The sequence below is a fragment of the Aestuariivirga sp. genome (assembly GCF_047602625.1).
In the GTDB taxonomy this organism is placed as follows: Bacteria; Pseudomonadota; Alphaproteobacteria; order Rhizobiales; family Aestuariivirgaceae; genus Aestuariivirga.
Genome location: NZ_JASGGV010000001.1, coordinates 254,109 through 278,982 on the forward strand (window position 1 = coordinate 254,109; position 24,874 = coordinate 278,982).

Annotated in this window: 27 protein-coding genes, 3 tRNA genes and 1 pseudogene; 20 read left to right on the forward strand and 11 right to left on the reverse strand. The window is 60.4% G+C overall.

Features of this window, described 5'->3' with window-relative positions:
* Positions 1-24: 24 nt before the first annotated feature.
* The 3 genes from QM694_RS01275 to QM694_RS01285 form a co-directional block, all read right to left on the reverse strand.
* On the reverse strand, positions 25-1,362 hold the full coding sequence (locus QM694_RS01275) for an acetyl-CoA hydrolase/transferase family protein (RefSeq protein WP_415005140.1): 1,338 nt from the start codon (positions 1,360-1,362) through the stop codon (positions 25-27).
* Positions 1,363-1,443: 81 nt separating this feature from the next.
* A complete protein-coding gene (locus tag QM694_RS01280; RefSeq protein ID WP_415005141.1) occupies positions 1,444-3,270 on the reverse strand; it encodes a CopD family protein in 1,827 nt (608 codons plus the stop codon).
* A 68-nt stretch (positions 3,271-3,338) separates the two neighbouring features.
* Positions 3,339-3,920: an SCO family protein gene (locus QM694_RS01285; protein ID WP_415005142.1), complete on the reverse strand. Its 582-nt coding sequence runs from the start codon at positions 3,918-3,920 to the stop codon at positions 3,339-3,341.
* Between the two features lie 118 nt (positions 3,921-4,038).
* Between QM694_RS01285 and QM694_RS01290 the strand changes: the two genes are divergently transcribed.
* Genes QM694_RS01290 through QM694_RS01300 form a run of 3 tightly spaced genes read left to right on the forward strand, consistent with a single transcriptional unit; the run spans position 4,039 to position 5,509 of the window.
* Complete coding sequence (locus QM694_RS01290; protein ID WP_415005143.1) at positions 4,039-4,308, forward strand: hypothetical protein; 270 nt, start codon at positions 4,039-4,041, stop codon at positions 4,306-4,308.
* A 12-nt stretch (positions 4,309-4,320) separates the two neighbouring features.
* Positions 4,321-4,752 carry a hypothetical protein gene (locus QM694_RS01295; protein WP_415005144.1) on the forward strand — a complete coding sequence of 144 codons (432 nt, stop codon included), beginning with the start codon at positions 4,321-4,323 and terminating at the stop codon, positions 4,750-4,752.
* Positions 4,753-4,762: 10 nt separating this feature from the next.
* Positions 4,763-5,509, forward strand: coding sequence for an SDR family NAD(P)-dependent oxidoreductase (locus tag QM694_RS01300; protein WP_415005145.1), 747 nt, complete (start codon positions 4,763-4,765; stop codon positions 5,507-5,509).
* Between the two features lie 3 nt (positions 5,510-5,512).
* Here the strand turns inward: QM694_RS01300 and QM694_RS01305 are convergent, their stop codons facing one another.
* Positions 5,513-5,932 carry a VOC family protein gene (locus tag QM694_RS01305; protein WP_415005146.1) on the reverse strand — a complete coding sequence of 140 codons (420 nt, stop codon included), beginning with the start codon at positions 5,930-5,932 and terminating at the stop codon, positions 5,513-5,515.
* 14 nt (positions 5,933-5,946) lie between these two features.
* On the opposite strand from QM694_RS01305, the gene QM694_RS01310 reads away from it, so the two are divergent.
* The 8 genes from QM694_RS01310 to QM694_RS01345 all read left to right on the forward strand — a co-directional run bounded on the left by QM694_RS01310 (position 5,947) and on the right by QM694_RS01345 (position 11,825).
* Complete coding sequence (locus QM694_RS01310; RefSeq protein ID WP_415005147.1) at positions 5,947-6,705, forward strand: SIR2 family NAD-dependent protein deacylase; 759 nt, start codon at positions 5,947-5,949, stop codon at positions 6,703-6,705.
* Positions 6,706-7,016: 311 nt separating this feature from the next.
* Positions 7,017-7,598, forward strand: a complete 582-nt coding sequence (locus tag QM694_RS01315) for a cold-shock protein (RefSeq protein ID WP_415005148.1) — start codon at positions 7,017-7,019, stop codon at positions 7,596-7,598.
* 56 nt (positions 7,599-7,654) lie between these two features.
* The gene (locus QM694_RS01320) at positions 7,655-8,119 is read left to right on the forward strand and encodes a DUF192 domain-containing protein (protein WP_415005149.1); all 465 of its coding nucleotides are present in this window, start codon (positions 7,655-7,657) and stop codon (positions 8,117-8,119) included.
* A 48-nt stretch (positions 8,120-8,167) separates the two neighbouring features.
* Positions 8,168-8,244: transfer RNA gene (locus QM694_RS01325), tRNA-Pro, on the forward strand.
* Between the two features lie 29 nt (positions 8,245-8,273).
* A complete protein-coding gene (locus tag QM694_RS01330) occupies positions 8,274-8,582 on the forward strand; it encodes an ETC complex I subunit (protein WP_415005150.1) in 309 nt (102 codons plus the stop codon).
* 1 nt (position 8,583) lies between these two features.
* On the forward strand, positions 8,584-9,711 hold the full coding sequence (locus tag QM694_RS01335; RefSeq protein ID WP_415005151.1) for a sterol desaturase family protein: 1,128 nt from the start codon (positions 8,584-8,586) through the stop codon (positions 9,709-9,711).
* Between the two features lie 20 nt (positions 9,712-9,731).
* Positions 9,732-9,808, forward strand: a tRNA-Arg gene (locus QM694_RS01340).
* Between the two features lie 85 nt (positions 9,809-9,893).
* Positions 9,894-11,825, forward strand: coding sequence for a UvrD-helicase domain-containing protein (locus tag QM694_RS01345; protein WP_415005152.1), 1,932 nt, complete (start codon positions 9,894-9,896; stop codon positions 11,823-11,825).
* A 173-nt stretch (positions 11,826-11,998) separates the two neighbouring features.
* Here QM694_RS01345 and QM694_RS01350 read toward each other — a convergent pair whose 3' ends face one another.
* From QM694_RS01350 to QM694_RS01360, 3 genes are all read right to left on the reverse strand, one after another.
* Positions 11,999-12,604 carry a carbohydrate binding domain-containing protein gene (locus QM694_RS01350; RefSeq protein ID WP_415005153.1) on the reverse strand — a complete coding sequence of 202 codons (606 nt, stop codon included), beginning with the start codon at positions 12,602-12,604 and terminating at the stop codon, positions 11,999-12,001.
* Positions 12,605-12,905: 301 nt separating this feature from the next.
* Positions 12,906-14,645 carry a gamma-glutamyltransferase gene (gene ggt, locus QM694_RS01355; protein ID WP_415005154.1) on the reverse strand — a complete coding sequence of 580 codons (1,740 nt, stop codon included), beginning with the start codon at positions 14,643-14,645 and terminating at the stop codon, positions 12,906-12,908.
* Positions 14,642-15,544, reverse strand: a complete 903-nt coding sequence (locus tag QM694_RS01360) for a DUF4424 family protein (protein ID WP_415005155.1) — start codon at positions 15,542-15,544, stop codon at positions 14,642-14,644. The genes ggt and QM694_RS01360 overlap by 4 nt, the downstream gene beginning before the upstream one ends.
* Positions 15,545-15,742: 198 nt before the next feature.
* Between QM694_RS01360 and QM694_RS01365 the strand changes: the two genes are divergently transcribed.
* Entirely contained in the window at positions 15,743-16,624 is an 882-nt protein-coding gene (locus tag QM694_RS01365; protein WP_415005156.1) for a hypothetical protein, read from the forward strand.
* 60 nt (positions 16,625-16,684) lie between these two features.
* On the opposite strand, the gene QM694_RS01370 is transcribed toward QM694_RS01365, so the two are convergent.
* From QM694_RS01370 to QM694_RS01380, 3 genes are all read right to left on the reverse strand, one after another.
* Positions 16,685-17,203 (reverse strand): CreA family protein, encoded by a 519-nt coding sequence (locus tag QM694_RS01370; protein ID WP_415005157.1) that lies wholly within the window; start codon positions 17,201-17,203, stop codon positions 16,685-16,687.
* A 47-nt stretch (positions 17,204-17,250) separates the two neighbouring features.
* Positions 17,251-18,444 (reverse strand): cystathionine beta-lyase, encoded by a 1,194-nt coding sequence (metC, locus tag QM694_RS01375; RefSeq protein WP_415005158.1) that lies wholly within the window; start codon positions 18,442-18,444, stop codon positions 17,251-17,253.
* Between the two features lie 692 nt (positions 18,445-19,136).
* Positions 19,137-19,307, reverse strand: coding sequence for a hypothetical protein (locus QM694_RS01380; protein ID WP_415005159.1), 171 nt, complete (start codon positions 19,305-19,307; stop codon positions 19,137-19,139).
* Here QM694_RS01380 and QM694_RS01385 point away from each other — a divergent pair.
* The 5 genes from QM694_RS01385 (at position 19,300) to QM694_RS01405 (ending at position 23,477) form a co-directional block, all read left to right on the forward strand.
* The gene (locus QM694_RS01385; RefSeq protein ID WP_415005160.1) at positions 19,300-19,512 is read left to right on the forward strand and encodes a hypothetical protein; all 213 of its coding nucleotides are present in this window, start codon (positions 19,300-19,302) and stop codon (positions 19,510-19,512) included. The two genes, QM694_RS01380 and QM694_RS01385, sit on opposite strands and share 8 nt — an antisense overlap.
* A 47-nt stretch (positions 19,513-19,559) precedes the next feature.
* Positions 19,560-21,041 carry an Asp-tRNA(Asn)/Glu-tRNA(Gln) amidotransferase subunit GatB gene (gene gatB / locus QM694_RS01390; protein ID WP_415005161.1) on the forward strand — a complete coding sequence of 494 codons (1,482 nt, stop codon included), beginning with the start codon at positions 19,560-19,562 and terminating at the stop codon, positions 21,039-21,041.
* Between the two features lie 132 nt (positions 21,042-21,173).
* Positions 21,174-21,953: a glutathione S-transferase family protein gene (locus tag QM694_RS01395; protein ID WP_415005162.1), complete on the forward strand. Its 780-nt coding sequence runs from the start codon at positions 21,174-21,176 to the stop codon at positions 21,951-21,953.
* Between the two features lie 21 nt (positions 21,954-21,974).
* Entirely contained in the window at positions 21,975-22,970 is a 996-nt protein-coding gene (locus tag QM694_RS01400; protein ID WP_415005163.1) for an endonuclease/exonuclease/phosphatase family protein, read from the forward strand.
* A 237-nt stretch (positions 22,971-23,207) separates the two neighbouring features.
* Positions 23,208-23,477 carry an SEL1-like repeat protein gene (locus tag QM694_RS01405; protein ID WP_415005164.1) on the forward strand — a complete coding sequence of 90 codons (270 nt, stop codon included), beginning with the start codon at positions 23,208-23,210 and terminating at the stop codon, positions 23,475-23,477.
* A gap of 11 nt (positions 23,478-23,488) precedes the next feature.
* Here QM694_RS01405 and QM694_RS01410 read toward each other — a convergent pair whose 3' ends face one another.
* Positions 23,489-23,767: a hypothetical protein gene (locus QM694_RS01410; protein WP_415005165.1), complete on the reverse strand. Its 279-nt coding sequence runs from the start codon at positions 23,765-23,767 to the stop codon at positions 23,489-23,491.
* Between the two features lie 147 nt (positions 23,768-23,914).
* Between QM694_RS01410 and QM694_RS01415 the strand changes: the two genes are divergently transcribed.
* The 3 genes and pseudogenes from QM694_RS01415 to QM694_RS01425 form a co-directional block, all read left to right on the forward strand.
* Positions 23,915-24,007: transfer RNA gene (locus QM694_RS01415), tRNA-Ser, on the forward strand.
* Between the two features lie 194 nt (positions 24,008-24,201).
* A complete protein-coding gene (locus QM694_RS01420; protein ID WP_415005166.1) occupies positions 24,202-24,426 on the forward strand; it encodes a hypothetical protein in 225 nt (74 codons plus the stop codon).
* 19 nt (positions 24,427-24,445) lie between these two features.
* Positions 24,446-24,652: pseudogene (locus QM694_RS01425) on the forward strand (SOS response-associated peptidase); the annotation flags it as partial.
* Positions 24,653-24,874 lie beyond the last annotated feature (222 nt).

Genomic DNA, 24,874 nt, shown 5'->3' on the forward strand with positions numbered 1-24,874 from the left:
CCGCAAGGAGAGAAGGAAGAGGTTTTAAAACGTCACGCCTCTTGGAATGAGCCGGTGCTCATAGGCCTGCCGCTCCAGTTCCTCGCGGAAATCGGGGTGGGCGATGGAGATCAGCGCCAGCGCACGCTCCGGCACGGTTTTTCCTTTAAGATTCACCATGCCGTATTCGGTGACCACATACATGACATCAGAGCGCGGCGTGGTGACGATGTTGCCGGGCGTGAGATTGAGCACGATACGGCTCTTCGGTTCGCCGCGCTTGGTGTAGGTGGACGACAGGCAGATGAAGGATTTGCCGCCCGAAGAGGCATAGGCGCCGCGCACGAACTGCAATTGCCCGCCCGTGCCGCTGATGTGGCGGTGGCCATCGGACTCCGACGCGCATTGCCCCTGCAAATCAACCTGCGTGGTGTTGTTGATCGACACCACGCGGTCATTCTTCATCACATTCTGCGGCAGGTTGGTGAAATCCACCGCGCAGCAATTGAAATCTTCATTGTTGTGAAGGCCGTCATACATGGCCTTGGAGCCTAGCGCGAAGGAATAGGCGACCTTGCCGGGATCGACCTGCTTGTGATCGCCCTTCACCAGTCCTTTTTCATAAAGCGTCATGATGCCATCGGTGAGCATTTCCGACTGGATGCCGAGGCCTTTAGGCGCGGCGTGCAGAAGCTGCGCGCACACCGCATTAGGCATGCCGCCGATGCCGATCTGCAGGCAGGAATTGTCGCCGATCTCCGAGGCGATCAGCTTGGCGACCGCGACATCATTCTCCGTGGGCGGAGGATTGGGAAGTTCGGGCGCGGGCTGATTTTCGCCCTGGATGATGTAATCAACCTCGCTGATGTGGACGCCGTTTTCCATGCCGCAGCAATAGGGATTGCCTTCCGCCACCTCAATGATGACGAGCCTCGCGCGCTCCAGCGCCGCGCGGTGCCAGAGGTTGGAGGCGCTGAAATTGAACCAGCCGTCCTTGTCCATCGGCAGGCATTTGAAGATCACGATGTCCATGGGCGCGTAGAAGCGGCGGTAATAATCGGGAATTTCGCCGAGGTTCACCGGCTGGTAGCTGGTGCGGCCCTTGTCATGCTGGCGGCGGTCGTAGCCCGAGAAGTGATGGCTGAACCAGTAGAAATGATGGCCGTCCGGATCCTGCTCCAGAACGGCGCGCGGCCGCATGGAGAGGCAGCTGCGGATCTTCACGTTGGAAAGCTCGGGTGCGCGGGCGGCCAGCGCCTTGTCGAACACATCGGGCTGGCACAGGCTGGTGCCGAAATCGAGCCACATGCCGGATGTGACGAAGCCCGCCGCCTCTTCGGCCTTGATGAGCCTCGCTTTGCCCTTGGCCGTTCTCAGTCCCATTCGGATCGTCCCCTTGGAGTGTTTTCTTTTGGGCCTATCCCGCATGAAAGGGAGCGTCAAGGCAAGAGGCCGGAAGGCCGCCTAATGATGGTGTCCCTGGCTGACGAGAACGATGCGGGGCTCCTTGGCAAGTTTTTCCGCTTCATCAATAATTTTGGAGGCAGGGGGCAGCGGGCCTTCATCGGCACGCCAGCGGGCGCGCACATAGCCGAAACGGTCGATCAGGAATTCCATGTGCTGCACGGTGGGGTTGCCGTCATCGGGGTCGGGATTGCGAAGGCTGCGGCGGTAATAGGCCCATGTATTGAGAACATCCTGCACCTCGGACGAAACAGTCAGAATGCCGGGAGGGACGGGGCCATTGGTGGCAGCGATCACCACCACGCCGGATTTGTCGAAATCGGCTCCCGCTTGCGCGAGTTCCGCTAGCCGGTCCGTGGCCTGATCCTGATCGAGAACGAGCAGCACGGCCTTGCTGCCAGTGAGATCGCTGAGGGAGGCCGGATCGCCATCGGCATCGGTATAGTCAAAGCCGATGGCCGGGATGACAGGCTTCATCGGTACGATCTCCGGCGAGAGCGTGATGGACTGGGCGGAAGAAGTGAGAAGACGCACAAATTTGCCAAGGTCCCAGCGGTCCTGCTCGCTCGTGGTGTCGGCCACGCCCACCATCGCCGTATCGGGCTTGCCATGGGTGATCCACCAGTAGAGATCGCCATCGGTATGGTCCGCCGTATGGGGTTGCGTGAGATCAGCGGCGCGCGCACCCGACATCTGCATGAGCTGCCCGTCGCCGTGCCCTGCGCGGCCATGGCACAGGGCGCATTCCCTGCGAAATACCTTGCGCGCATTGGCGAGATTTCCCGCCGCATAGGCGCTCGGAGATGTGGCGTAAGTGGTGGGGTAGGCCGGAACCGCCAGCGCCGTGCCGCCGATGGCGATGGCGCCGCCGCCGAGCATCACCATTAAGGCTGCCAGCGGCAGGCGGCGCAAGGCGAGGGCCGCAGCAGCGATGGCCACAAGCACGAGGCCTGCGAGCAGGTGCCAGGCAATAGGCCATTGCACAGTGCCATTGGCCCACAGCAGCAGCGGATCGAGCCGGAAAGAAAGAGGCCACGAAATGTCATCGTGCCGGCCCGGCACGCTCTGCGACATGAAGGCCGCCAGTGCCAGCATGCCCAGACCCGCCAGCGCCTCAAGGCCAAGCGCCAGGCGCGGGCGCATTGCGGCGGAGTTCAGTACCCGCCAGCGGAGCCATGCCGCGCAGGCGAGCGCCAGCGGCAGAAGCACCAAAGTCTTAACCAGCAGCACGCGGCCATAGGAAGTGCCAAGGAAAGCAGGCCAGCTGCCGAGCTGGAACAGCGATGCCACCACACCCGACACGACGGCCGTTCCTACAAGTGAGAGGGCAAGTGGCGAGAAAACACGCAGCCGTATCAGGAGATCATCCCGGTCCCGCACAAGGGCCAGCGCGCAGACTCCACCAATCCAGCACGCACCGGAGGCCACATGAAATCCATGCAGCACCATGGACGGAAGCGGAGGTACAACGGTGGCCGCATGGCCGGAGAACGGCGCCAGAAACAGATTGAGCACCAGCGCTGAAAGCAGCGCGCCGGCGGGAGCGCGCACCACAAAGAGAAGGACAGTCAGGCCGGTCAACGCCAGCCGCGCCGCCAGGACATTGCCGGACCATGTGTCGAACGCGAGAAGGCGGAGTGGTTCAAGGGCAAGTAAACCCGCATCCGGCGCCGCGACGTAGCCTGCCCAGACCAATTGCGCGGTCATGAAAAGGAATGCCGCCAGCATCAGCGATCTTCCGCTGCGTGGCCGCAACTGCCCGATGATCGTGCGGCCCGCCAGAAGGGTGATAAGGGCCGTGCTGGCGAAGCGCAAAAGCCACAGCATTACAAGCACCTCATCCTGCCATCTTCCCGCATGCCTGATATTGCTCCGTGCATACCCGGACTGGCAAGTCAGCCGCCCGCCAGAAGACGCTTGAGCTTGGCTATGCGCGTATCAGGATTTTCGCCGAAGGTGAGCGTGCTTTGCAGCGTGCCGTCCCGCCCCATCAGATAGACCGTTGCGGTGTGGTTCATCGTGTATCCTCCCTGTCCATCCGGTACTTTTTCGAATACGGCGTGGAAGGCCTGCAGGATGCGCGTAAGTTCGTCTTTTGTGGGGATGAGGCCATCAATACGCGGATCGAAATTGGAGACGTAATCCTTCATCACCTGCGCGGTATCTCGCTCCGGGTCCACCGTGATGAAGAATAGCCGGAAATCCTTGGCCTCGTCTCCCAGCGTGTCGAGCGCATTGGACATATCGTAGAGCGTCGTCGGGCAGACATCGGGGCAATGCGTATATCCGAAAAACACGCCATAGGGCTTGCCCTTGAGGCCGTCCGAATCCACCACACCGCCTTTGGCCGACGCCAGCCGGAAGGGGCCACCAATGCTGACGGATTGAACGGGCTGCTCCACCTGCAGGGGCCACAGGAGATAGGAACCGGCGAAGGCGAGCAGCAGGAGGGCGAGGAGGGCAAGGGCTTTCCGCATGACGCTCTCGTGTCAGCTGCGGTTCACCCTGTCTACATCCGAAAAGCCGCAGTGCTTGCGCGGGAACCGGGAAAGGCCGAAAGTCTTATCTATCACCTTTTTGTGAGGAGGGTGCCCCATGGCCCGCAAGACGATGAAGCAGGAACTTGAAGACCTTCGCGCCGAACTCGAGCGCGTGCGCAAGATGAAGGCCGAGGATTTTTTGCCGCAAGGCCTGTCGCCGGAGATGCAGCAGAAGGTGGATGATTTGCGCGGCAAGGTTACGGACGCGCAGGACAAGGTGCAGGGGCTTTTGACCGACGCCCGCGACGCCACCAAGGCCAATCCGCTGGCCGCCGTGGCGGGGGCGCTGGTGGTTGGCTTCGTCATCGGCAGCCTGTTGCGCTGAGGAGAGGCTGACATGAATATTTCCGGCTTGCCGCGCAACGCCAGGCTTTATCTCCGCGCCGAAGGGCTTTCCGCCCAGCTTCGCCTGCGGGCGATCTGCATGAAGGTGGCGTTTCTGGTTGTCGCCTTGGCCTTCGCGCTCTTCGCCTTCGTGTTGCTGAACATGGGGTTGTTCGCCTGGCTTACCCCCATGTGGGGGCCGGTGTGGACGCCTGCGGGACTAGGTCTCATCAACCTTGGCATTGCCCTGCTGTTTGTGCTGGCGGCGATGGGAACGAAGCTTGGTGCTGATTTCAACACCGCGCAGGCCATGCGCGCCGCCGCCCTCGACCAGCTTGAGGATGACCTGACGCCTCGGGCCAGCGATATTCCCGGCTGGAACAAGGCGCGCAGTTTCGCTCCGCTGGTGGCTGCGGTATTGGATGCTCTGAGACGCAGGAACTGACGGAGCATCAATGTTCGACGATCTGAAGGGCAAGGCCGTGGTGGTGACCGGCGGCGTGACCGGCATTGGCGGCGCGGCCTCGCTCGCCTTTGCCGAAGCGGGCGCGAAGGTGCTGGCGCAATATCACGGCGGCGGGCCGGAACTCGCTGCCATCGAAGCGGCTGGCATTTCTACCCTGAAACTCGATCTTACTGAAACCGACGGCCCCAAGCGCCTGATTGACGAGGCGGTGAAGCGGCTGGGCGGCCTCGATGTGCTGGTGAACAATGCGGGCGGCCTCGTCGGGCGCATTCCGCTGGCCGAATTGACCGATGATTTCATCGATACGGTGTTCGACCTCAACGTGCGCCAGCTCGTGCATTGTTGCCGCTTGGGGGCGGAGGTGATGAAGGCGAAGAAAGAGGGCGCGATCATCAACGTCACCTCGATCGCGGCGCGCAATGGCTCAAGTCCCGGAGGTTCGGTCTATGCCGGCACGAAAGGCTTCGTGACCTCCTTCAGCAAGAGCATCGCGCGCGAACTGGTAGGCCATGGCATCCGCGTGAACTGCGTGTCGCCCGGCACCATTCACACGGCCTTTCACGTGCGCTTTTCAGATGAGGCAAAGCTTGAGGCGACGCGCAGGGCCATTCCCATGCAGCGTTTGGGCGCAGCGGAAGATTGCACGGGCACCTTCCTCTATCTCGCCAGCGGCAGGGCCTCGGGCTATCTCACCGGACAGGTGATCGAGGTGAACGGCGGTCAATTGATGGCGTGAGGCTTACCAGCTTCCGGTATTGGCCATGCTGCTCCACGGCTCGGTCACGGCAAGCGCCGCGCCCTTCTGCAATAGCTCGATGGAGATTCCATCCGGCGTCTTGATGAAAGCCATGCGGCCATCGCGCGGCGGGCGGTTGATGGTGATGCCCTGTTTCTGCAGCTTCGCGCAGTAATCGTAGATGTCGTCGACCTCCAGCGCCAGATGGCCGAAATTGCGCCCACCGGTATAGACCTCTGGATCCCAATTGTAGGTGAGTTCAACCGGCGCATCGGGGCTTTCGGGCGCCGCCACGAAGACCAGCGTATAGCGCCCCTTGTCATTCACATGGCGGCGCTGTTCCACGAAGCCCAGTTTGTTCACGAAGAAATCGAGGGACTGGTCAAGGTTCGACACGCGGATCATGGTGTGGAGATATTTCATGGGGCTTCATCCTGTTGAATGATGAAATCATAGAGGAGCTGGCGGGCAGGGTCCAGCAGGCGCGGCGGATGGTGATCTTCACGGGCGCTGGCGTCTCCACCGATTCCGGCATTCCCGACTTCCGCTCGCCGGGGGGCTTCTGGACAAAGCACAAGCCGATCGAATATCGCGAGTTTCTCTCATCACCCGAAACGCGAAAGGAAGCGTGGACGCGCTTCTTCGCCATCCACGATACGATCACCAAGGCTGTGCCTGGCGAAACGCACCGCGCTATCGCGCGCCTTGCCGAGCGCGGCAACGTCGCCCGCGTGATCACCCAGAATATCGACGGGTTGCATCAGCGCGCCGGAGTGCCACATGACCAGGTGATCGAGATTCACGGCAACGGCAGCCTCGCGCGCTGCCTCTCCTGCGGTGCGCGCCATGAGATCGCTGAGGTGAGGGAAGCGATGATGGAGACGGGAGAACCGCCCGCGTGCGGCACGTGTGGCGGCATTGTCAAATCCGCCACCATCTCCTTCGGTCAGGCGATGCCCGAGCAGGAGATGGCCGATTCCCGCGCGGCCACGCTGGACGCCGATTTGTTCTTTGCCGTGGGCTCGTCGCTGCAGGTGTTTCCGGCGGCGGGCTTCCCCGTGACGGCATCACACAACCACACACCGCTGGTGATCATCAACCGTGAGCCAACCGGCCTCGACGGGCTGGCGCAACTGGTGATCCACGCGGACGCGGGGCCCGTGCTGGGGGCCGTTGTGGCGAAGCTTGCCAACTGAGTTCGCGCGATTCGGCGGCGCGCGAAGCGTCCAATTAAAAAAATTCAATCTTCGCGCCGCGCGCTGTATGATGCAACCGTGCAACAGAAGGGTTCTTCGCTTTTCCACGCACCCGGCGATTCATCCAAGGATTTGAGCCTCTTGTTGTATGTGCGAAGGACTGCAACCGGTTGTCTGCCTCGCGCGTCCCCACTTATCCACACGCGGCGTAACGCTGCACTCTGTACAAAATGCTGCAGTTTGCGCAGAGTAATCCAAGGCGGGGCGTGTTGATAAGACCATAGAGGCCGCCACAACGGTTGGGTAAAGTCATGGCGGCGAGCGGCATCCTGCGGGATGATGAAGTCAAGAGCCTGAATGAAGCGCCGGAAGCTGGCGTTCGTATTCTCCAGATCAGCGGACTTGTGAAGTGGTTCGATACGGGGCGGGGCTATGGCTTCGTGATCCCCGACAATGGCCTGCCGGACATTCTGCTCCACCTCAGTTGCCTGAAGCGCGACGGCTTTGAAGCGCCGCTCGAAGGAGCGCGCATCACCTGCGAGGCGGTGGCGCGGCAGAAGGGCTATCAGTGCCTGAAGGTTCTCTCGGTTGATCTTTCAACCGCCATCCATCCCGTCGAGCGCAAGAGCCGCGCGCACAACACCGTGGCGCCGTCGAGCGGCTGGGTGAAGGCGAAGGTGAAGTGGTTCAACCGCGCGCGTGGCTTCGGCTTCGTGTCGGAAGGCGAGGGCTCGCCCGATATTTTCGTGCACATGGAAACCCTGCGCAAGACGGCCATCACCGAGCTTGTTCCCGAAAGCTGGATCTATGTGCGCTTCGGCGAAGGCCCCAAGGGCAACATGGCCGCCGAAGTGCGCCTCTCCCTCGAAGGCGGTCCCGCCCACACCAATTGAGGCGTGCGCTCCTGAGCCATTGTTCCGTCACCTTTGGCCCTGATAGGCTGGCGATCATGCGCCGCGTGTTCCTGAGCTTCCTCCTGTCGCTGTTCTTCCTTCTGCCCGCCGTGGCGGAGGACGCGGCACCGCTGATGAAGATCGAGCCCCTGACGGTGGCGACCGATGGCGATGCCACCATGTTCACGGTGGAAATTGCCGATACGCCCGCTTCGCGCGAGCGGGGGCTGATGTTCCGCCAGCGCCTGCCCGACAAGCACGGCATGCTGTTCGATTTCGGCCAGCCGCGCGAGGTCGAGATGTGGATGAAGAACACCAATATCCCGCTGGATATGTTCTTCATCCGCCCCGACGGCACCATCGCCTATATTGCCGAGAATACCGTGCCGCAGTCGCTTGATGTGATCGGCGTGCGGGAAGCGGTGAAGGCCGTTCTGGAGGTGCCCGCCGGGACCGCTAAGAAGCTGGGAATCCGGCCCGGCGACAAGGTTTACCACCGCATTTTCGGCGACACGCAGTAACCTTGCCGGATCAGCCGCTTTTCGATATGTGAGCAGCACACGGGCAATCGGGGTGTAGCGCAGTCTGGTAGCGCACCTGCCTTGGGCGCAGGGGGTCGTCAGTTCGAATCTGGCCACCCCGACCATCCGTGACAAACACAGGAGCCTCAACGCGATGCCCGCCGTCCGCATTTACAAGCCCGCCCGCAACGCCATGCAATCCGGCAAGGGCAAGACCGGCCAGTGGCTCTTGCAGTTCGAGCAGACCGAGCCCCGCACCCAGGACCCGCTGATGGGCTGGACCTCCTCCGCCGATACGCGCCAGCAATTGAAGCTGTTCTTCGACACGGTGGAAGAGGCGGTGGCCTATTGCGAGCGTGAAGGTTTGGCCTACACGGTTTATCCCGACACGCCCAAGCGCCTGCAGAAGAAATCCTACTCCGACAATTTCAAGTTCGGCCGAACAGAAAACTGGACGCACTGAGATGACCGGCCCCTCGTTCCGTGAAAAACTGAGGGGCGAACTTGAAACGCCGCTCGATCAGCGAAAGTTTGGATCGGGCTGGCTGTCGGGCACGCTCGCCTTCCTGCTTGGTGTGGCCGTGTTTTTCCTGGCGCTGTGCCGGATTTTTCCAAATGCGCTGGCCACGCCGCAACTGGCGGCGGCGATTGCCAACCCGGCGTTTCACTGGGTACTGATTGCCCTGATGATCCTGGCCTTCGCCTTGGCGATGCTGAACCTCGTGATGAGGCCCAATCCTGTCTTGGGCTTTGCCGCCATCGCGCTCACGCTGGCCGCCGCGCTGATCTCGGCCCTGAAGCCCATGCCGGATGGTGATGGGGTTTATTTCGGCCTCGATTTCTTCGTGCTGAACGTGGTGCTGACCGGCATGCTCTTCGTGCCGCTGGAGCGGCTGTTTCCGAAGCGCCGTGAGCAGCGCCTGTTCCGCACCGAATGGCGGGAAGACCTGTTCTATTATTTCATCTCCTCGATGCTGATCCAGGTGCTGACTTTCCTTGCCATGGCGCCCGCAACCGCCGTGAACGCGGTGACGCCGTGGCAGAGCTTCCGCGCCATGATCAGCTCGCAATGGCTGGTGTTCCAGGTGATCGAGATCATGTTCCTTACCGATCTCGTGCAATATTGGGTGCACCGCGCCTTTCATCGCGTGCCCGCTCTCTGGCGCTTCCATGCCGTGCATCATTCCGCGCAGTCGCTCGACTGGATTGCCGGCGCCCGCATGCACATTCTGGAAATCATCGTGCTGCGCGGACTGACAGCCATTCCGATGTTCACGCTGGGCTTTAGCCCGCTGGCCATCCAGATCTATCTGCTGATCGTCTATTTCTATTCCGCCTTCATCCACGCCAACATCGGCTGGACGCTGGAGCGCGTGAGCCCCTACATGGTGACGCCGCGCTTCCACCACTGGCATCATGGCGTAGAAAGGGAAGCGATCGACGTGAACTTCGCCATCCACTTCCCGCTGCTGGACCGGCTGTTCGGCACCTATCACATGCCGGAAGGCCGCTGGCCCAAGGGCTATGGCGTGGGCGGTCACCCGGTGCCGGGCGGATACTGGAAGCAGTTCCTCTATCCGTTCCAGAGATGATGCGCTAAATCCGGGTTCAAGGCCCCGTAGCTCAACTGGATAGAGCACCTGCCTTCTAAGCAGGGGGTTGCAGTTTCGAGTACTGCCGGGGTCGCCAAATCACTGTAACTGTTGCCAGAATCCTTCCACCTCTCTACCAAGGCATATATGTGGCGTTGGCCAATAGAAGGGCGGATTGTAAGTTGGCATGGTTTGACGGATTGACGCCGGGAACACCGGCACACAGCATTGCATCTACCGTGAATGCGCGCGTCCGCGTTGTTGCCGGACCCGGCACGGGCAAGTCCTACGCAATGAAGCGCCGTGTCGCGCGATTGCTTGAATCTGGTGTCGCGCCCAATCTTATTCTTCCGGTGACGTTCACACGGGTTGCAGCCCAAGACCTTCACCGCGAGTTGGTTGGCATGGCTGTGCCCGGCTGCAACGCGCTGAATGCCCACACCCTTCATAGCCTCGCGCTGCGCATCTTGATGAGGAACCACGTTCTGGCTGCAACAGGTCGCATCCCGCGCCCGCTCAATGATTTCGAGACGGAGGCGATGATATATGACTTGATGACGGCGACCCGGAAGAAGAAAGAGGTCGCGGCGCGTCGGCAAGCATACGAGGCGGCATGGGCGCGACTGAACAACCAAGTTCCGGGCTATGCCCCATCGCCTGAGGATGCTGCATTTCAGCATGACCTGCTTGCGTGGCTGCGCTTCCATCAGGCCATGTTGATTGGTGAAGTCATCCCGGAAGCCTACCGCTACTTGTCGGCCAATCCGGGTGCGCCAGAGCGGGCGGAGTTCAGCCACATTCTGGTCGATGAATTCCAAGACCTGAACAAGGCAGAACAGGCAGTTATCGAACTGCTGTCGAACGCTGCAGACGTGTGCATCGTAGGCGACGATGATCAGTCGATTTACAGCTTCAAACACGCCCACCCAGACGGTATCCGCGATTGGCTGGTTGCGAATGCAGGCGCGGACGATCTGAGCTTGGTAAACTGCCAGCGGTGTCCTACTCGCGTCGTTGATATGGCGAATGCGCTGATCGCGCACAACGTTCACCGCCCGGTTCCACGCCCCCTCATCTCTATTCCAGCAAAAGGTCCGGGCGACGTAAGCATTCTGCAATTTCCAAACCTTGACCGAGAGGTCGTGGGAGTTGTGACCAGAATCCAGCAGATGATTGCGGCAGGAACACCGGCGGGGGACATCCTTGTCCTTGCGCAGAGCCGTGCTGTTGGGACGCCGATATACGAGGCTTTGCTTGCGGGCGGCGTTCCCGCCCGATCCGAATACACGGAGTCAGAGCTGGAAAAAGAGGACGCGCAGCGTGCTTTCGCGTTGCTCAAGCTGTTCGCCAATCAGGATGATCGGGTTGCCCTCCGCTGGCTTGTCGGCAAAGACGGAAACAACTTCCACGCGGCAGGCTATCGGCGTGTCAGAAACCATTGCGAAACAACAGGACTGTCCCCGTGGCAGGTGTTCAGCCAGTTGAGCGCGGGCGTCCTTAGCCTGCCGCACACTGGGCCAATCGTGAGTTCCTTCAATGCGCTTGTTGCCGAATTGAATGCACTCGCGGCGTTGCCAGACTTGGCGGCGGTTGTCGATGCGCTTTTCCCTCCGGGACAAGCCGAGACGCGAGAGTTGCGTGAGATCGCGGTGGGATTGATAGTGGCTGATCCAACAATAGATGCACCGTCGCTGGTCGGGGAACTGATCTCCGCGATCACACAGCCCGAAATCCCAACTGACGTTCAAGAAGTCCGCATCATGAGCCTTCACAAAAGCAAGGGACTGAGTTCGCCTGTCACGATCATTGCTGGGTGCGTAAATGGCTTGCTGCCGAGAGCGCCTAAGGTGGCGCTTACCCCGATGGAGCAGCAGCACTACGACGAAGAACAGCGCAGGTTGTTCTTCGTGGGCATCACGCGCGTGAAGGCCGACCCTGCCAACGGGAAGCCCGGAACGCTGATACTGACCTACTCACAAGAGATGCCTCTTGCTACCGCGATGAATGTTGGAATTGCTCCCGCCTACGTCAACCATGGAACGGCGGTGCTGCATGCAAGCCGATTCATCGCTGATATGGCACCTGCGGCTCCTGCGCCGATCTTTGTTCCATAGATCGGCTAAGTCTGGTTGCTAATTCACCGTTGGGGTGAAGAGGCTGGGCCGCCCACATCTGGTCGGAGCGTTATGGATGCCAGACCGTATGCCCAGATGTTCGCCCAAGTACAGCCCCGACAAAACCAGCCCCGGATGGCCGGAGCTGGTTTGTCATAAATCGCTGGAAAGGATCAGGCCGCCTTGGTGGCCTTGCGGCGGCGGACTGCGCCAGCGCCAAATGCTGCGGCAAGGCCGCTGCCCAGCAAAACCACGCCAGCCGGAAGCGGAACGGCCGAGATATCCACGGCGTCAATCAGGACGTCCTTGGAGGGCGTTGCGCCGGAGCTGAAGTTCATGCTCAGCTGGTAGCTGTCAGTTGCAGCGACCGTGAACACGTAAGTGTAAAGCGTCCACACGCCGACCGGCACATCAGTTGTGCTGCTGGAATTGGTGAGGGACGACAGCACATCGGCGCCAACGGAAGAGGCCAGGGTGAAGCTGAACGGGTTAGCGGCGCCAGAGGCCGTCGCATACAGGGCGAAGGACAGCGTATACTGCTGCCCACCGCTCAAGGCCACGCTCTGCGAAATGCTTTCCTGGGCATTGTCATCCACGAAGAAAGCCGCGTGCGTGCCTTCGTAATTCGGCACCGCATCACCATAACCCGTAGTGTTGGAGCCGCCGGTCGTAAGCACCGTAATGCCAATGCCAGGCGTCGTGCCCGAACCAGCATAGGTCCAGCCCGTGAGATCTCCTGTTTCAAAGCCGCCATTGGTGACGATGGAGGCGGATGCCATTCCTGCAGACGCCACAAGCATTCCACCCGCGAATGCAGCAGCCAAAATCCCGTTTTTCATGTCGAATACCCTCGGTGTGGCCGGAACAGACAAACAGTCCATCGCCGAGGGAGGGGAAACGCCACAGGAATTCCCCGCCGTCTCAGGCAACAACCCAGCCTTGCACAAAGGTTAACAATTGGTCAATGGGGAATGTAAAAGAAATCTTGCAATCGTGGCGAAATATCGATTTATTATTAAGAATTAAGGTCGCCGCGCGCAGAATCGCAATAAACCTGCCGTTGCGTCAGGCACCAAAAGGTCAGAAACCTGCCGCACTGCCAGCCGGGCGGCGGTCGTCGTGGCCGCCATAGAACACACCTGGCAAGGTTGGGGAGAGAGCCGCAGCATCGTTGCCTGAACTCTGTGCGGTATCGGCATCGCCTGCCGCAGGCCCGACCAGCAGGGATTCAGCGGCGCCCCACGGGCTTTGCTCGGCGATCTTGTAACCCATGCCTTCCAGCACGTGCTGCGTATCCGCGGAAAGCGTGAAGGGTTCGACGGTGATCTGGTCGGGCAGCCATTGATGATGGAGGCGGGGCGCATCGACAGCTTCCTGGATCGTCATGCCGTGATCCACCACATCGAGGATCACCTGCAGCACGATCGAGATGATGCGCGAGCCGCCGGGGCTTCCCAGCACCATGAACACCTTGCCGTCCTTCTTGACGATGGTGGGGCTCATGGAACTCAGGGGCCGCTTCCCCGGCTGGATGGCGTTGCGCTTGCCCTGCACGAGGCCGAAGAGATTGGCCGCACCCGGCTTGATGGTGAAATCATCCATCTCGTCATTCAGGAAGAAGCCTGTGTCGCCGGCGATCACCTTGGCGCCGAACAGGGCGTTGATGGTGTAGGTGACGGCAACGGCGTTGCCCGCCTTATCGATCACGCTGTAATGCGTGGTTTCCGTTCCCTCATGCGGCGGCGTGCCGGGCTGAACTTCCATCGAGGTGGACGCCTTCAGCGGATCGATTTTTGCGCGAATTTGCGCCGCATAGTCTTTCGACATCAGGCGTTCGAGCGGGTTGGCAACAAAATCCGGATCGCCCAGCAGGAAGTTGCGGTCGACGAAGGCGTGGCGCATCGCCTCCACCATCACATGCACGGATTGCGCGGAATGAAACCCATATTGGGCAATTGGGTAGCCTTCGAGGATGTTGAGAATTTCGCAGAGCGTGGTGCCGCCGGAACTGGGCGGGGGCGCGGAGACCACCACGAAGCCGCGATAGCTGCAGGTAACGGGCGGCAGCTCCTCCACCGAATATTTCCGGAAATCATCCGTAGACAGAACACCACCATGAGTCGCGCTGGCCGCAACGATCTCATCAGCGATGCGGCCCTTGTAGAACGCATCGGTGCCGCCATCCGAGATGGCTTGCAGCGTACGCGCGAGGGCGGGCTGGGTGAGCCGGTCTCCGGCTTTCCAGACGCTGCCATTGTGCAGGAAGGCTGTGGCATCGGCGGGAAAATCCTTGGCCGAGCCATTGAGGATGTTGGCATCGCCTTCGGTTAGCACGAAACCTTCGGACGCCAGCCGGATTGCGGGCGCCATGATGATCGCGCGCGGCAGGCTGCCATAGCGGGTGAGAAGTGCATCGAGCCCCATCACCGTGCCGGGCACGGCGACAGCCTTGTAACCTTGAAGGCTCAGGTTCTCGATCACTTGGCCCTTGGCATCGAGAAACATATCGGGCGTTGCGGCCAGCGGCGCCTTTTCGCGGAAGTTCAAGAAGATGTCGCGCCCATCCTTCAAATGCAGCGTGGCGAAGCCGCCGCCGCCCAGATTGCCGCAGCAGGGATTGGTGACGGCCAGCGCATAGCCCACCGCCACGGCGGCATCGATGGCATTGCCGCCTTGCTTGAGAATCTCCACACCCACATCGCTGGCCAGATGCTGCGAGGTGACGGCCATGCCGTTCTCCACCTTCACCGGATCGTGCGTGAAGGCCTGTGCGGCGCTCGCCGCAAAAAGCGCGAAGATAAGTGCGGGGAAAAATCTCATGGCTGCATGGGAGAGAGCAGCAGCAGCCGGAATTCATCGGTGGGATAGAAGTCTTTCTTCCGCATCTCGAATTGGGTTGGCCCGGTCTTCTTCACGCCGTCGCCGCAGAAGCTGATGATGGTGTCGGGGCTTTCCTTGTCGACGGTGAGGTGGAAATCCTCAATCGATCCCTGCCAGTTGGCGCCGGTGGTGAGGATATATTCGAGCGTCCGCTGGTTCAGATAGGGATTGTCGGCGCCGCCTTTCACGATGGCCTTGTGGATAGCGGCAGCAGTACTCTGGTCCACGCAATAATCGCGGCCCACGTTCTGCTCCTTCAGCGCACTCTCGTAGAAGAACGTGGCGCCAACGGCGGGCGTGTAGTTGTGATGCACCTTGATCTCGGCCTTGGCGGGAAAGGTCTGCTCCCAGTAATAGGTGGAGCGCAGCGTCCATGCCGGCCGTGGGCCATCGTCATCGGTGACGATCGCCCCAAGCGTCACCAGCTCCTTGAGCTTGTCGGCCGGAACGGCTTTCAGCGTCTTAGCTGTCTCATCGCTCAGCGGATTGAGCGGAATGCCGAGTGCGGTGAGCTTGTCTGTCACGTCGAGCGTGGCCGACAGTGCGCGCATCTCGATCTTGGGCACAACATCCTTGCCATCCGCCGAGACGGCGAAATTCATATAGTTTTCCTTCTCCGGCTCCGGAATCGAAATGTCGGAGTTGAGATAGTTGTCCGGCTCGATGTCCGGCATTGGAAAGGCGACGAGATAGGTTTTGGCCTCATCGGCATTGTTGCGGAACACATAATCGACCGAGACCTTCGAGGGCGAGATGAACAGGTCCTCCTTCACCATCGTCACCGTGTCGGCGCGCACCAAGACCAGCCCGCCCGCCCCCAGCGTGGCAATCGAAGTCATTGGCAAGGGCAGGGGATGCAAACAGGGCTGCGGCGGCGAACAGGGCAAAGCGGTTCATGGCGGCACTCCAATCAGGAACCGTGAACGCTAAGGTGCGCGGGCGCGATTTGGAAACAAAAAAATTCCTTGGCTCGCATCTGCAGAACGAAGGCTTGAGGGTTCATTGCCGCTACTCTGGCAATATGCTGGAATGACGGCATGATAAAAATTCCGGCAATCACACTGCCTCTCGCACCGCAAGGATGGTTCGACTACAAGTTTTACCTGCTTTCAGATGGAACTCTGGCGGTGCTGCGCGCGGACCGCGACATCAACGGGCAGCATCAGGCTTGGCGCAACAACAACATGGTGGGTCCCAATCCGAACTATCTGATCGAGAATGGCCGGCTTTCGGTAATCAATGCGGAGGGCGAAAGCAGCTACATTAACCTGCCTTCAGTCATATTTCCTCTGGTTGACCGCTTCCCTGATGGGCGCTGGCTCGTGGCGGCAAGCCGGGCCGGGCGTGAGGACAAAAACGGAATGGTTCTCCACGCGGACGGCAGGCCGCTAAGCTCGTTTCATCTCGGTGATGGAATAGAGCACATCCGTTGTTCCCAAGATGGAACTATCTGGGCCGGTTATTTCGATGAAGGCGTCTATGGCGAGACGATTGGTCAGAGCGGAATCGCTCAGTTCACACCAAATGGCGAACAAGTGTGGATGTACAATGATCCGGTGGGATCCAGACCACTTTTTGTTGATGATTGCTATGCACTCACATTGAATGGCAACGAATTATGGGCATGCTTTTATAGCGATTTCCCAATCATGCGCATTGTGGATGGCCGGGAAACATTTTGGCGGAATACTCTGAGTGGCGCCAAGGCATTGGCTGTCGAGAATTCCTTTGTCCTTCTCGCTGGAGGGTATGGCGCCGACAAAACACGTTTGTCGCTTTTGAAATGCGACGGAGAACGAGCGCACATAATTGGCTCCTGCAATCGCCCGGAATTCGAGAATGCTGCGCTTCTGCAGGGGCAATCCTCGGCAATTCACATTGTGAAATCAGGGCGCGTGGACCCGAATTACCGTTTCTGAGGTCTTGGCGCATTTCGGCGTCTGAAGCGTTTCTCCGTGAACCGGTAGTGCATCCTCAAATCATTGCTGCAGATAATCGCCGCACTTGGGCGCGGGGAGATTGCCCCATGGCATGACAGGCACGCTGGAGGTGGAATTCTGCGGGCTGCCTTCGATGATCTTGTCGCTGTAGGAGAGATAGACCAGCACATTGCGCTTGGCGTCGCAGCCACGCACGATCTGCATCTTCTTGAAGAACAGCGAGCGGCGCTGGCGGTAGATTTCCTCGCCCTGCGTGAGCTTGGCCTTGAAGGTGACGGGGCCGACCTGGCGGCAGGCGATGGATGTTTCCGAGCGTTCCTCGGCGAAGCCCGCCCAGCCTTTCCAGCCGCCCACTTCCGGCACCGTGAAATAGCAGGCGATGCCATCGATGGTCGGATCATCGATCACATAGGTGGCAAGCTTCGCATCGGGCGACAGCAGGCGGAACACTGTCGATTTCTTGAAGATCAGTTCCGGATCGTCCGCATCTTGTGCCAAGGCGGGCGCCACGGCGAGAAGTCCAAAGGCGAAAGCGGCAGCGCGGGCGATGGAACGCATGGGTGAAATCTCCTTTGGCCGCACAGATGGGAGTGGGGAGCGGCGGTTCAAGCGTTGGCCTTCAGCGCCGCGAAGCCTTCGCGCAGATCCTCGATGAGGTCTTGCGGAGATTCGAGCCCGATGTGGAAGCGGAGGCCCTGTCCTTCCGCTGTCCATGTGGTGGCGGTGCGGTGCGGCTTGAAGGGGATGGCCAAGCTTTCAAAGCCGCCCCAGCTATAGCCCATGCCGAACAGCGAGAGGCGGTCGAGAAACGCATCCGCGGCGATCTGCGCGCAGGGTTTGAGCACCACCGAGAAGAGGCCCGACGCACCGGTGAAATCGCGCTTCCAGATTTCATGACCCGGCGCGTTGCTGAGCGCGGGATAGAGCACGGTGTCCACTTCAGGCCTTGCCCGCAACCATTCCGCCACATGGGTGGCGTTCTTCATATGGCGCTCCAGCCGCACATCCAGCGTGTGGATGCCGCGCAGCATGAGATACATGTCGTCCGGCCCCGCGAACTGGCCCATGCCTTCATAGGCCGCCTTGAACTGCGGCCATGTTTCGGCGGAACAGGTGACGGTGCCCATCATCGCATCGGAGTGGCCGACCAGATATTTGGTGCCGGCCTGAATGGAAATATCGCAGCCATGGGCGAAGGCGTTGAAATAAAATCCGCCGCTCCAGGTGTTGTCGAGCGCCACGAGGCAGCCTGCTTTGTGCGCGGCTTCGGCGATGGCGGGGATGTCCTGCACCTCCATGGTCTGAGAGCCCGGGCTTTCGCAATAGACCACGCGCGTGTTGGGGCGGATCAGCTGCGCGATGCCGCGGCCGATCAGCGGATCATAGTAGGTGGTCTCGACGCCCAGGCCTTTGAGCAGCGTGTCACAGAATTGCCGGCCCGGATGATAGACGGTATCCACCATTAAAAGGTGGTCGCCGGATTTGAGAAAGGCGAGGAGCGCCGTGCTGATGGCCGCGAGGCCTGAAGGGCACACCTTCGCCGCATGTCCGCCTTCCACCAGTGCCACCGCCTCTTCTACGGCGCGCGAGGTGGGCGTGCCGCGGCGGCCATAGACATATTTCTGCGTGGGCTCGCGCAACGCCGCCGCATTGGGGAAGGTGACGGTGGACCCGTGATAGACGGCGGGATTGACGAACCCGTGTTCGCTATACTCCCGCCCTGCGGCGACGAGTTTCGTTTGCTGGGACAGGCGGGAGAGATCAGGCTTCGATTTCGACATGGGGCATCCGGTTTCCATGCCCTCCGCCTAGCATGGCAGGCCAAGGAAAGAAACGCCGCGGCCCTGCGTCAGGGTGCGAGGGTATATCCCTCCGACGCATCGGTCCGGCGCACCCAGTATTCGGCTTCCGGACGCGGCATGCCATTGGCGAAGGCCGAAACCACGGTGACCAATCCTTGCGGCGCATAGCCGAGGCAGATTTTAAGGCTCTCAATTTGCCATATGACAGCCTTGAACCTGCGCCCTTGTATTCTTATGCTGTCTCTCGATTGGACGGGCGCAATACTTGTTATTTTGGGCCTGGGAAACCCTGTGACGGCGCCCAGCCGCCAACAGGGAGTGAACAAAATCAAACTATGCCATTGTTAACTGATAAATTAGGCACGGCCATGATCTATCCAAAAATACGATACCCTGATGATTTCGATGAATGGGACTTTGTGGACATGGAAGAGCTTGGTGCGGAAAGAGTCCAGGTTGATATTTCTCCTGATCAAACGGTTTACCTCCAATTCATGACACCCGCTCGAACTCCTAAGCAATCTAGATGGCCTAGAAACGGTCGGAATTCCTTGTTTCAATTCAGGCAGATTGGTTGTTGTGAAAAAAGTGACACGAGAAAATATCGCGAAATCTGTCGCCTATTTGCATGAAGTGGGGCGGTTGCTCGACAAGAACGACAATTCTTCGCGCGACATCGGATCAGAACGTTAAGCGCCGTCGCCAGAGCAGGCCGAGCCAGTTAAAAGAATGATTGTCATGAAGGTGGTTGAGAGCGCCAGCTTCATGGTGTGTTCCTCCACAAACCGGCATCCTGTATTGCCGGAGTGTTCGGCCAGCGTTAAAGTTTCGCCGATGTCTCCCCTTGCGAAATTGATCATCAGAGCGCTCCGCATCGGCGCCATCGGCACGGCGGTGTTCTCGGGCGCTGTCCTCATCCTGCGCCTGTGGCTCCACTATCAGTCCGGCGCCTTCGTGACGGCGGACACTGGCTTCCTTGCCGTGGTGGCGGTACTGTTTTTAGGCAGCATCTGGCTGGCCAGAAGTGTGGGCCGGGAACTCCGGCGGGATGCGGGCAACCCTTGAACCTTGAGGCCCCAGCGGCTAGCAAGGCGGCGAGAAAAGGAAGACCCATGCAGACCTCCGCCGCCCGCATTGCCGACAAGAAAGACTGGATCAAAGGCGCCACCGGCGACTGGGAGGTGGTGATCGGCCTTGAGGTGCACGCCCAGGTTCTGGCCAAGTCCAAGCTGTTTTCGGGCGCCTCGGCGGAATTCGGCGGCGAACCCAATGCCCATGTGTCGCTCGTCGATGCGGCCATGCCTGGCATGCTGCCGGTCATCAACCGTTTCTGCGTGGAGCAGGCGGTGAAAACCGGCCTGGGCCTCAAGGCGGAGATCAACCGCCGCTCGGTATTCGACCGCAAGAACTATTTCTATCCCGACCTGCCGCAGGGCTACCAGATCAGCCAGTACAAGCAGCCGGTGGTGGGCGAGGGCGTGGTGCAGATCGACCTCGACGGCGGCAAGACGGTGGAGGTGGGAATCGAGCGCCTGCATCTGGAGCAGGACGCCGGAAAATCCCTGCACGACCAGCATCCTAGCATGAGCTTCGTGGACCTGAACCGCTCGGGCTGCGCGCTCATGGAAATCGTGTCCAAGCCCGACATGCGCTCGGCTGACGAGGCCAAGGCCTATGTCACCAAGCTGCGCCAGATCATGCGGTATCTCGGCACTTGCAACGGCAACATGGATCAGGGGAGCCTCCGGGCCGATATCAATGTCTCGGTGCGCCGCCCCGGCGGCGAGTTCGGCACACGTTGCGAAATCAAGAACGTGAACTCCATCCGCTTCATGGGGCAGGCGGTAGACTATGAGGCGCGCCGCCAGATCGGCATTCTTGAGGATGGCGGGTCGATCGACCAGGAAACCCGGCTTTACGACGCCCGGAAGGGCGAAACTCGCTCCATGCGCTCCAAGGAAGAGGCGCATGACTACCGCTATTTCCCCGATCCCGACCTTTTGCCGCTCGAACTGGACGAGGCCTGGATCAGCCGCATCGAGGCATCCCTGCCGGAACTGCCGGACGAGAAGACGGCGCGTTTCGTGAAGGATTATGGGCTCTCAGCCTATGATGCCGCCGTTCTGGTGGCCGAGCGCGCCTCCGCCGACTTCTTCGAGGAGGTGGCGAAGGGCCGGGACGGCAAGACGGCTGCCAACTGGGTCATCAACGAGCTCTTTGGAAGGTTGAACAAGGAGGGGAAAACCATTGAAACCACTCCCGTTTCCGCCGCCCAGCTGGGCGGGATCGTGGACCTGATCGGCAATGGCACTATTTCCGGAAAGATCGCCAAGGACGTGTTTGAGATCGCCTGGACGGAGGGCGGTTCTCCCGCCGACATCGTGGAAAAGCGCGGCCTCCGGCAGGTGACCGACACCGGCGCCATCGAAAAGGCCGTCGATGACATCATCGCCGCCAATCCGGACAAGGTGGAGCAGGTGAAAGCCAAGCCCACCATGCTGGGCTGGTTCGTGGGGCAGGTGATGAAAACCACCGGCGGCAAGGCCAATCCGCAGGCGGTGAGCGACACGCTGAAGGCGAAACTGGGCCTCTGACGGCGCCCAACCCGGCTTTCCACCGGGAAAATTCACAAGCTTTCTCAAAACCTTACTTTGCATTTCCCTATCCGGGAATTCTCCGCTATAGTCCGTAGGCTGAATTTCTAGGGGCTCGGGGAGGACGATCAAATGGCAAAGACAGCCAAAAAGGCTGCGAAGAAGGCTGCCGCAAAGCCGGTGGCGAAGAAGGCGGCAAAACCAACAGTCAAAAAGGCGCAAGCCAAGCCCGCCGCGAAGAAACCGGCCGCACCGGCCAAATCTTCGGGATCATCGGCGGACAAGGGACGCTTCACGCTCTACGGCAACATGACGTCCGGCCCCACCTATACGGTGGGCCTCATGCTGGCGCTGAGCAGATATCCCTTTTCCTATATTCACGTGAACCTGCGCGAGGGACAGCACAAGCAGGCGGATTACCTGGTCAAGAACCGCTATGGCCAGGTGCCAACTCTGCGTGACGGCCAGACCTTCTATGTGCAGTCTGCCGCCGTTCTCGAACATCTCGCGCACAGCCTGCAGAAGTTCGACGGCAAGACCGAGCAGGAAAAGAACCGCATCATGGAATGGCTGTTCTGGCAGTGGGACAAGCTCTCCCTCCCGGTGCTGCGCCTGCGCGCCCGGGCGCGGGGCTTCCGCCAGTTCGGCGATGAAGTGCGCATGCTCTATGATACCGAGGCCAAGGCCGCCTTCGCGGTGCTGGAGCAGGAACTATCGAAATCCGACTGGATCGTCGGCAAGCGCCCCACCATTGCCGATATCGGCATCTATGCGGTGACCCGTTACACGGCGGAGGCGAACATCGACCTCTCGCACTATCCGCATTTGATGGAATGGAAGAAACGGTTTGAGGCGCTTCCGGGCTTTGGCACTCCTGAACAGATCCTGCCGATGGAGAGCAGGCTCATCTGACGCATCCGGAGCGATGCCTCAGTGACGGACCCTGACCTTGCCCCGGCGGACGCATCAGCGCCCGCACCCGTAAAGCGCCGCACCTTCGGCCGGGTGGAATGTAATCTCGGCATGCTGCTGGGCCTCGTGGGGCTGGGCGCGGGAAGGTTGGGCCATCTGTGGATCGCCTTCGACGTTTTCGCGCAGTTCACGCTGCAGTTCGCGCTGATTGCCGTGTCCTTCGCCATCGGGCGGCTGATGCCGGTGGCGCGGGTGACGACGGCCTTCCTGCTGATCCTCATCGGCCTTGTCGGCATCGGCGCCTGGCCGCAGATCGCCGCCCTCACGTCTCCGGTGATCGGCGCGGTGAAGGGGGGGCAGAAGCCCATCAAGGTGGCGAGCTTCAACACCTGGTATGAGAACCATGACGCCGAGGCGGTGGGCAAAGAGCTGCGCCGCCTCGACGCCGATATCCTCACCGTTCTGGAATTCGGCCCCAACAAGCGTCACCTGCTGGCTGCGCTGAAGGACGTCTACCCCTACCAGGCCGATTGCTTCACCCAGGATTATTGCCAGCTCGCTATCCTGTCGAAGTTTCCGATCCTCTCCTCGCAAGGCAGGATCGGCTGGGAAGGCGCGCCCTTGCTGATGGCGAAGCTGGGCCCCGAGGGCGGCAATCTCACGGTCTTTGCCATCCACACCATCCGCTTTCCGCATTCCCGCGCCCAATACCGGCAGGTGAAGGCGCTGGCCGATCTGATCGACCTGACGCCCGGCCCCAAGCTGGTGATGGGCGATTTCAACGCCACGCCCTTCTCGCGCATCGCCGCCACGCTGGCGAACCAGACGGGGCTGCAGCGCCTCACCATGCTGCCCTCATGGCCGAGTTGGGTGGGCCTCCCGCAAATGGCCATCGACCATATCTATGTATCGCCCGGCATCGGCGTGGTGGCCGATGAACGGCTGGGCGAGCCCTCGGGCTCCGATCACTTTCCCATCACCATGACTCTGGCCGTTCCCACAGGCGAAAACCCCTAAACGCAGGCGTGGTTTCCGCTTCGCTAACAGCCGGTAGGCTTGCCCTGTCCGCCATTAACCCAAGTGCTTGAATTCATTTGGGAGCCTTATAAAGGTGCGGAACCTGCGGCCGCGCCGTTCATTTCCATTTAAGCGTGCTGCTTAACCGGCTGTTTCGCGCCGCGAGTCAAATTCATCTCAAGCCCGCAAGACCAGCCGCAGAGCCGGAGAGGGCGATGAAACAGACGGGGACGGACAATGGCAAAGATCGAAATCAACGGCGAATCGCAGGCAGAAATCATCCCGAATGCGGCGACCGCCGACATTCTGTTTGAACTGGGCATGATGTATTGCCTGGGCCGCGACGTGGCGCAGGACTATGTGGCTGCCCATAAATGGCTGAACCTTGCCGCCATGAAGGGCAGCGAAGATGCCCGCGCCTACCGCTGCGAACTGGCCCGCGAGATGACTTCGGCACAGGTGGCTGAAGCGCAGCGCCAGGCCCGCGCCTGGCTGACGATGCACTGAGGCGATAAGCCTCAGTAATCGATGAAGTTGCTCTTTCCGTTGAGATCGTGACTGTTTTCAAAGTGGTTCAGCTGACTGCTGAACTCCTGGGCGCGGCGGGCCCGGCCGTAAATGTCGGACTCATAAATATCGACCTGGGTATTAAACCGGTCTTCCTCGCTGTTGAGCGGGGGCAGGGCGTTGGAACCGGGCGCATAGTTGAGGCCGCCGGGAATGAAATTCTCATAGGCATGCGCCTGCAACGGAAGAGCCAGCGTGAGCAGGGCCGCCGCCATCAAAACCTTGCGCATGTTCAATACCCCACATCCGATTCTGCTCAGCCAACAATCGCGGCGAAGCAGCGAAGAATTCGTTAAGCCTCAATATGGGCCGGAAATGTCCGCGCCGCAATGCCTGCCCTTGCATCATGGGCCAAATCTTGGCAAAAGCCAGCCGCCGGAGACGTGGCCGAGTGGCTGAAGGCAACGGTTTGCTAAATCGTCATACGTGTTACAGCGTATCGAGGGTTCGAAATCCCTCCGTCTCCGCCAAATTTTTATCATAGTGAACTGAATTTATTACGTTTTATTCAGAGGGCATTTTGCGTGCCCTACCATTTGTCCTACCAAGCCTCTCCTATCGCCTGATCCCGCTCCGTCCGGCCAATAGGTCTTGACTCCTATTTCACGAAAGGAACATATAGCGAACAACTACGGACGCTCACGGCCTGCCACGAGGTTCAGCCATGCCCGCCAATCTCCCCATGTCGTTCTCTGACCGGCAGTACTTTGTCGATGGGCTGGCGACGGTCAGGAACCTGGCTTCGGAGTGTGGCAGGGGCGAGCATCCCAAAGGCTCACCGCTTCAGGACCGCTGCTTCGCCCTGATCACCGCCGTTGACGGCGTGATGGCCGAGCTTCTGGGCGACCACAGCTTTTCAAACGTCCGCGCCGCCAATCCCCAGCAGTAAGGAGTGCCAGCCCATGAAAACCACGGACCTGTTTGCCTTCCTGACCACGGAGCCGAACCAAGAGGTTGCAGCGATCCATCCGAAGGCCATGCCGGCGATCCTGACCACGGAGGCCGAGCGGGAAATCTGGCCCAACGAAAGCTGGGACGAGGCGAAGGCGCTGCAACGGCCTCTGCCGGACGGCTCCCTGCGCATCGTGGCGAAAGGCGAGAAGCAGGATGGGTGAGTTCCTTTTATCTGGTTCCGCCGCCTCACTGATAGTGCAGGTCCTTGAACGCCAGCTCCCCCTTCTCGTGGCACCACATGCACGGGATTGACGGGTTGATCTTGTGGAGCCTCAATCTTTGGCCTTCTCAGGCGGAGTAAAGGTGACGGACGCGCCGGGGCCGCACTAATCCGCCTGGAACTCGGTCCACGTCGCGCCCTGCAGGGCATAGCTATCCTTGAT

Excerpts from the sequence above, each read along its gene's own strand:
- QM694_RS01275 (WP_415005140.1), bottom strand. The coding sequence starts at position 1,362 with ATGGGACTGAGAACGGCCAAGGGCAAAGCGAGGCTCATCAAGGCCGAA.
- QM694_RS01280 (WP_415005141.1), bottom strand. The coding sequence starts at position 3,270 with ATGCTGTGGCTTTTGCGCTTCGCCAGCACGGCCCTTATCACCCTTCTG.
- QM694_RS01285 (WP_415005142.1), bottom strand. The coding sequence starts at position 3,920 with ATGCGGAAAGCCCTTGCCCTCCTCGCCCTCCTGCTGCTCGCCTTCGCC.
- QM694_RS01290 (WP_415005143.1), top strand. The coding sequence starts at position 4,039 with ATGGCCCGCAAGACGATGAAGCAGGAACTTGAAGACCTTCGCGCCGAA.
- QM694_RS01295 (WP_415005144.1), top strand. The coding sequence starts at position 4,321 with ATGAATATTTCCGGCTTGCCGCGCAACGCCAGGCTTTATCTCCGCGCC.
- QM694_RS01300 (WP_415005145.1), top strand. The coding sequence starts at position 4,763 with ATGTTCGACGATCTGAAGGGCAAGGCCGTGGTGGTGACCGGCGGCGTG.
- QM694_RS01305 (WP_415005146.1), bottom strand. The coding sequence starts at position 5,932 with ATGAAATATCTCCACACCATGATCCGCGTGTCGAACCTTGACCAGTCC.
- QM694_RS01315 (WP_415005148.1), top strand. The coding sequence starts at position 7,017 with ATGGCGGCGAGCGGCATCCTGCGGGATGATGAAGTCAAGAGCCTGAAT.
- QM694_RS01320 (WP_415005149.1), top strand. The coding sequence starts at position 7,655 with ATGCGCCGCGTGTTCCTGAGCTTCCTCCTGTCGCTGTTCTTCCTTCTG.
- QM694_RS01330 (WP_415005150.1), top strand. The coding sequence starts at position 8,274 with ATGCCCGCCGTCCGCATTTACAAGCCCGCCCGCAACGCCATGCAATCC.
- QM694_RS01335 (WP_415005151.1), top strand. The coding sequence starts at position 8,584 with ATGACCGGCCCCTCGTTCCGTGAAAAACTGAGGGGCGAACTTGAAACG.
- QM694_RS01350 (WP_415005153.1), bottom strand. The coding sequence starts at position 12,604 with ATGGCATCCGCCTCCATCGTCACCAATGGCGGCTTTGAAACAGGAGAT.
- ggt (WP_415005154.1), bottom strand. The coding sequence starts at position 14,645 with ATGAGATTTTTCCCCGCACTTATCTTCGCGCTTTTTGCGGCGAGCGCC.
- QM694_RS01360 (WP_415005155.1), bottom strand. The coding sequence starts at position 15,544 with ATGACTTCGATTGCCACGCTGGGGGCGGGCGGGCTGGTCTTGGTGCGC.
- QM694_RS01365 (WP_415005156.1), top strand. The coding sequence starts at position 15,743 with ATGATAAAAATTCCGGCAATCACACTGCCTCTCGCACCGCAAGGATGG.
- QM694_RS01370 (WP_415005157.1), bottom strand. The coding sequence starts at position 17,203 with ATGCGTTCCATCGCCCGCGCTGCCGCTTTCGCCTTTGGACTTCTCGCC.
- metC (WP_415005158.1), bottom strand. The coding sequence starts at position 18,444 with ATGGAAACCGGATGCCCCATGTCGAAATCGAAGCCTGATCTCTCCCGC.
- QM694_RS01380 (WP_415005159.1), bottom strand. The coding sequence starts at position 19,307 with ATGATCAATTTCGCAAGGGGAGACATCGGCGAAACTTTAACGCTGGCC.
- gatB (WP_415005161.1), top strand. The coding sequence starts at position 19,560 with ATGCAGACCTCCGCCGCCCGCATTGCCGACAAGAAAGACTGGATCAAA.
- QM694_RS01395 (WP_415005162.1), top strand. The coding sequence starts at position 21,174 with ATGGCAAAGACAGCCAAAAAGGCTGCGAAGAAGGCTGCCGCAAAGCCG.
- QM694_RS01405 (WP_415005164.1), top strand. The coding sequence starts at position 23,208 with ATGGCAAAGATCGAAATCAACGGCGAATCGCAGGCAGAAATCATCCCG.
- QM694_RS01410 (WP_415005165.1), bottom strand. The coding sequence starts at position 23,767 with ATGCGCAAGGTTTTGATGGCGGCGGCCCTGCTCACGCTGGCTCTTCCG.
- QM694_RS01420 (WP_415005166.1), top strand. The coding sequence starts at position 24,202 with ATGCCCGCCAATCTCCCCATGTCGTTCTCTGACCGGCAGTACTTTGTC.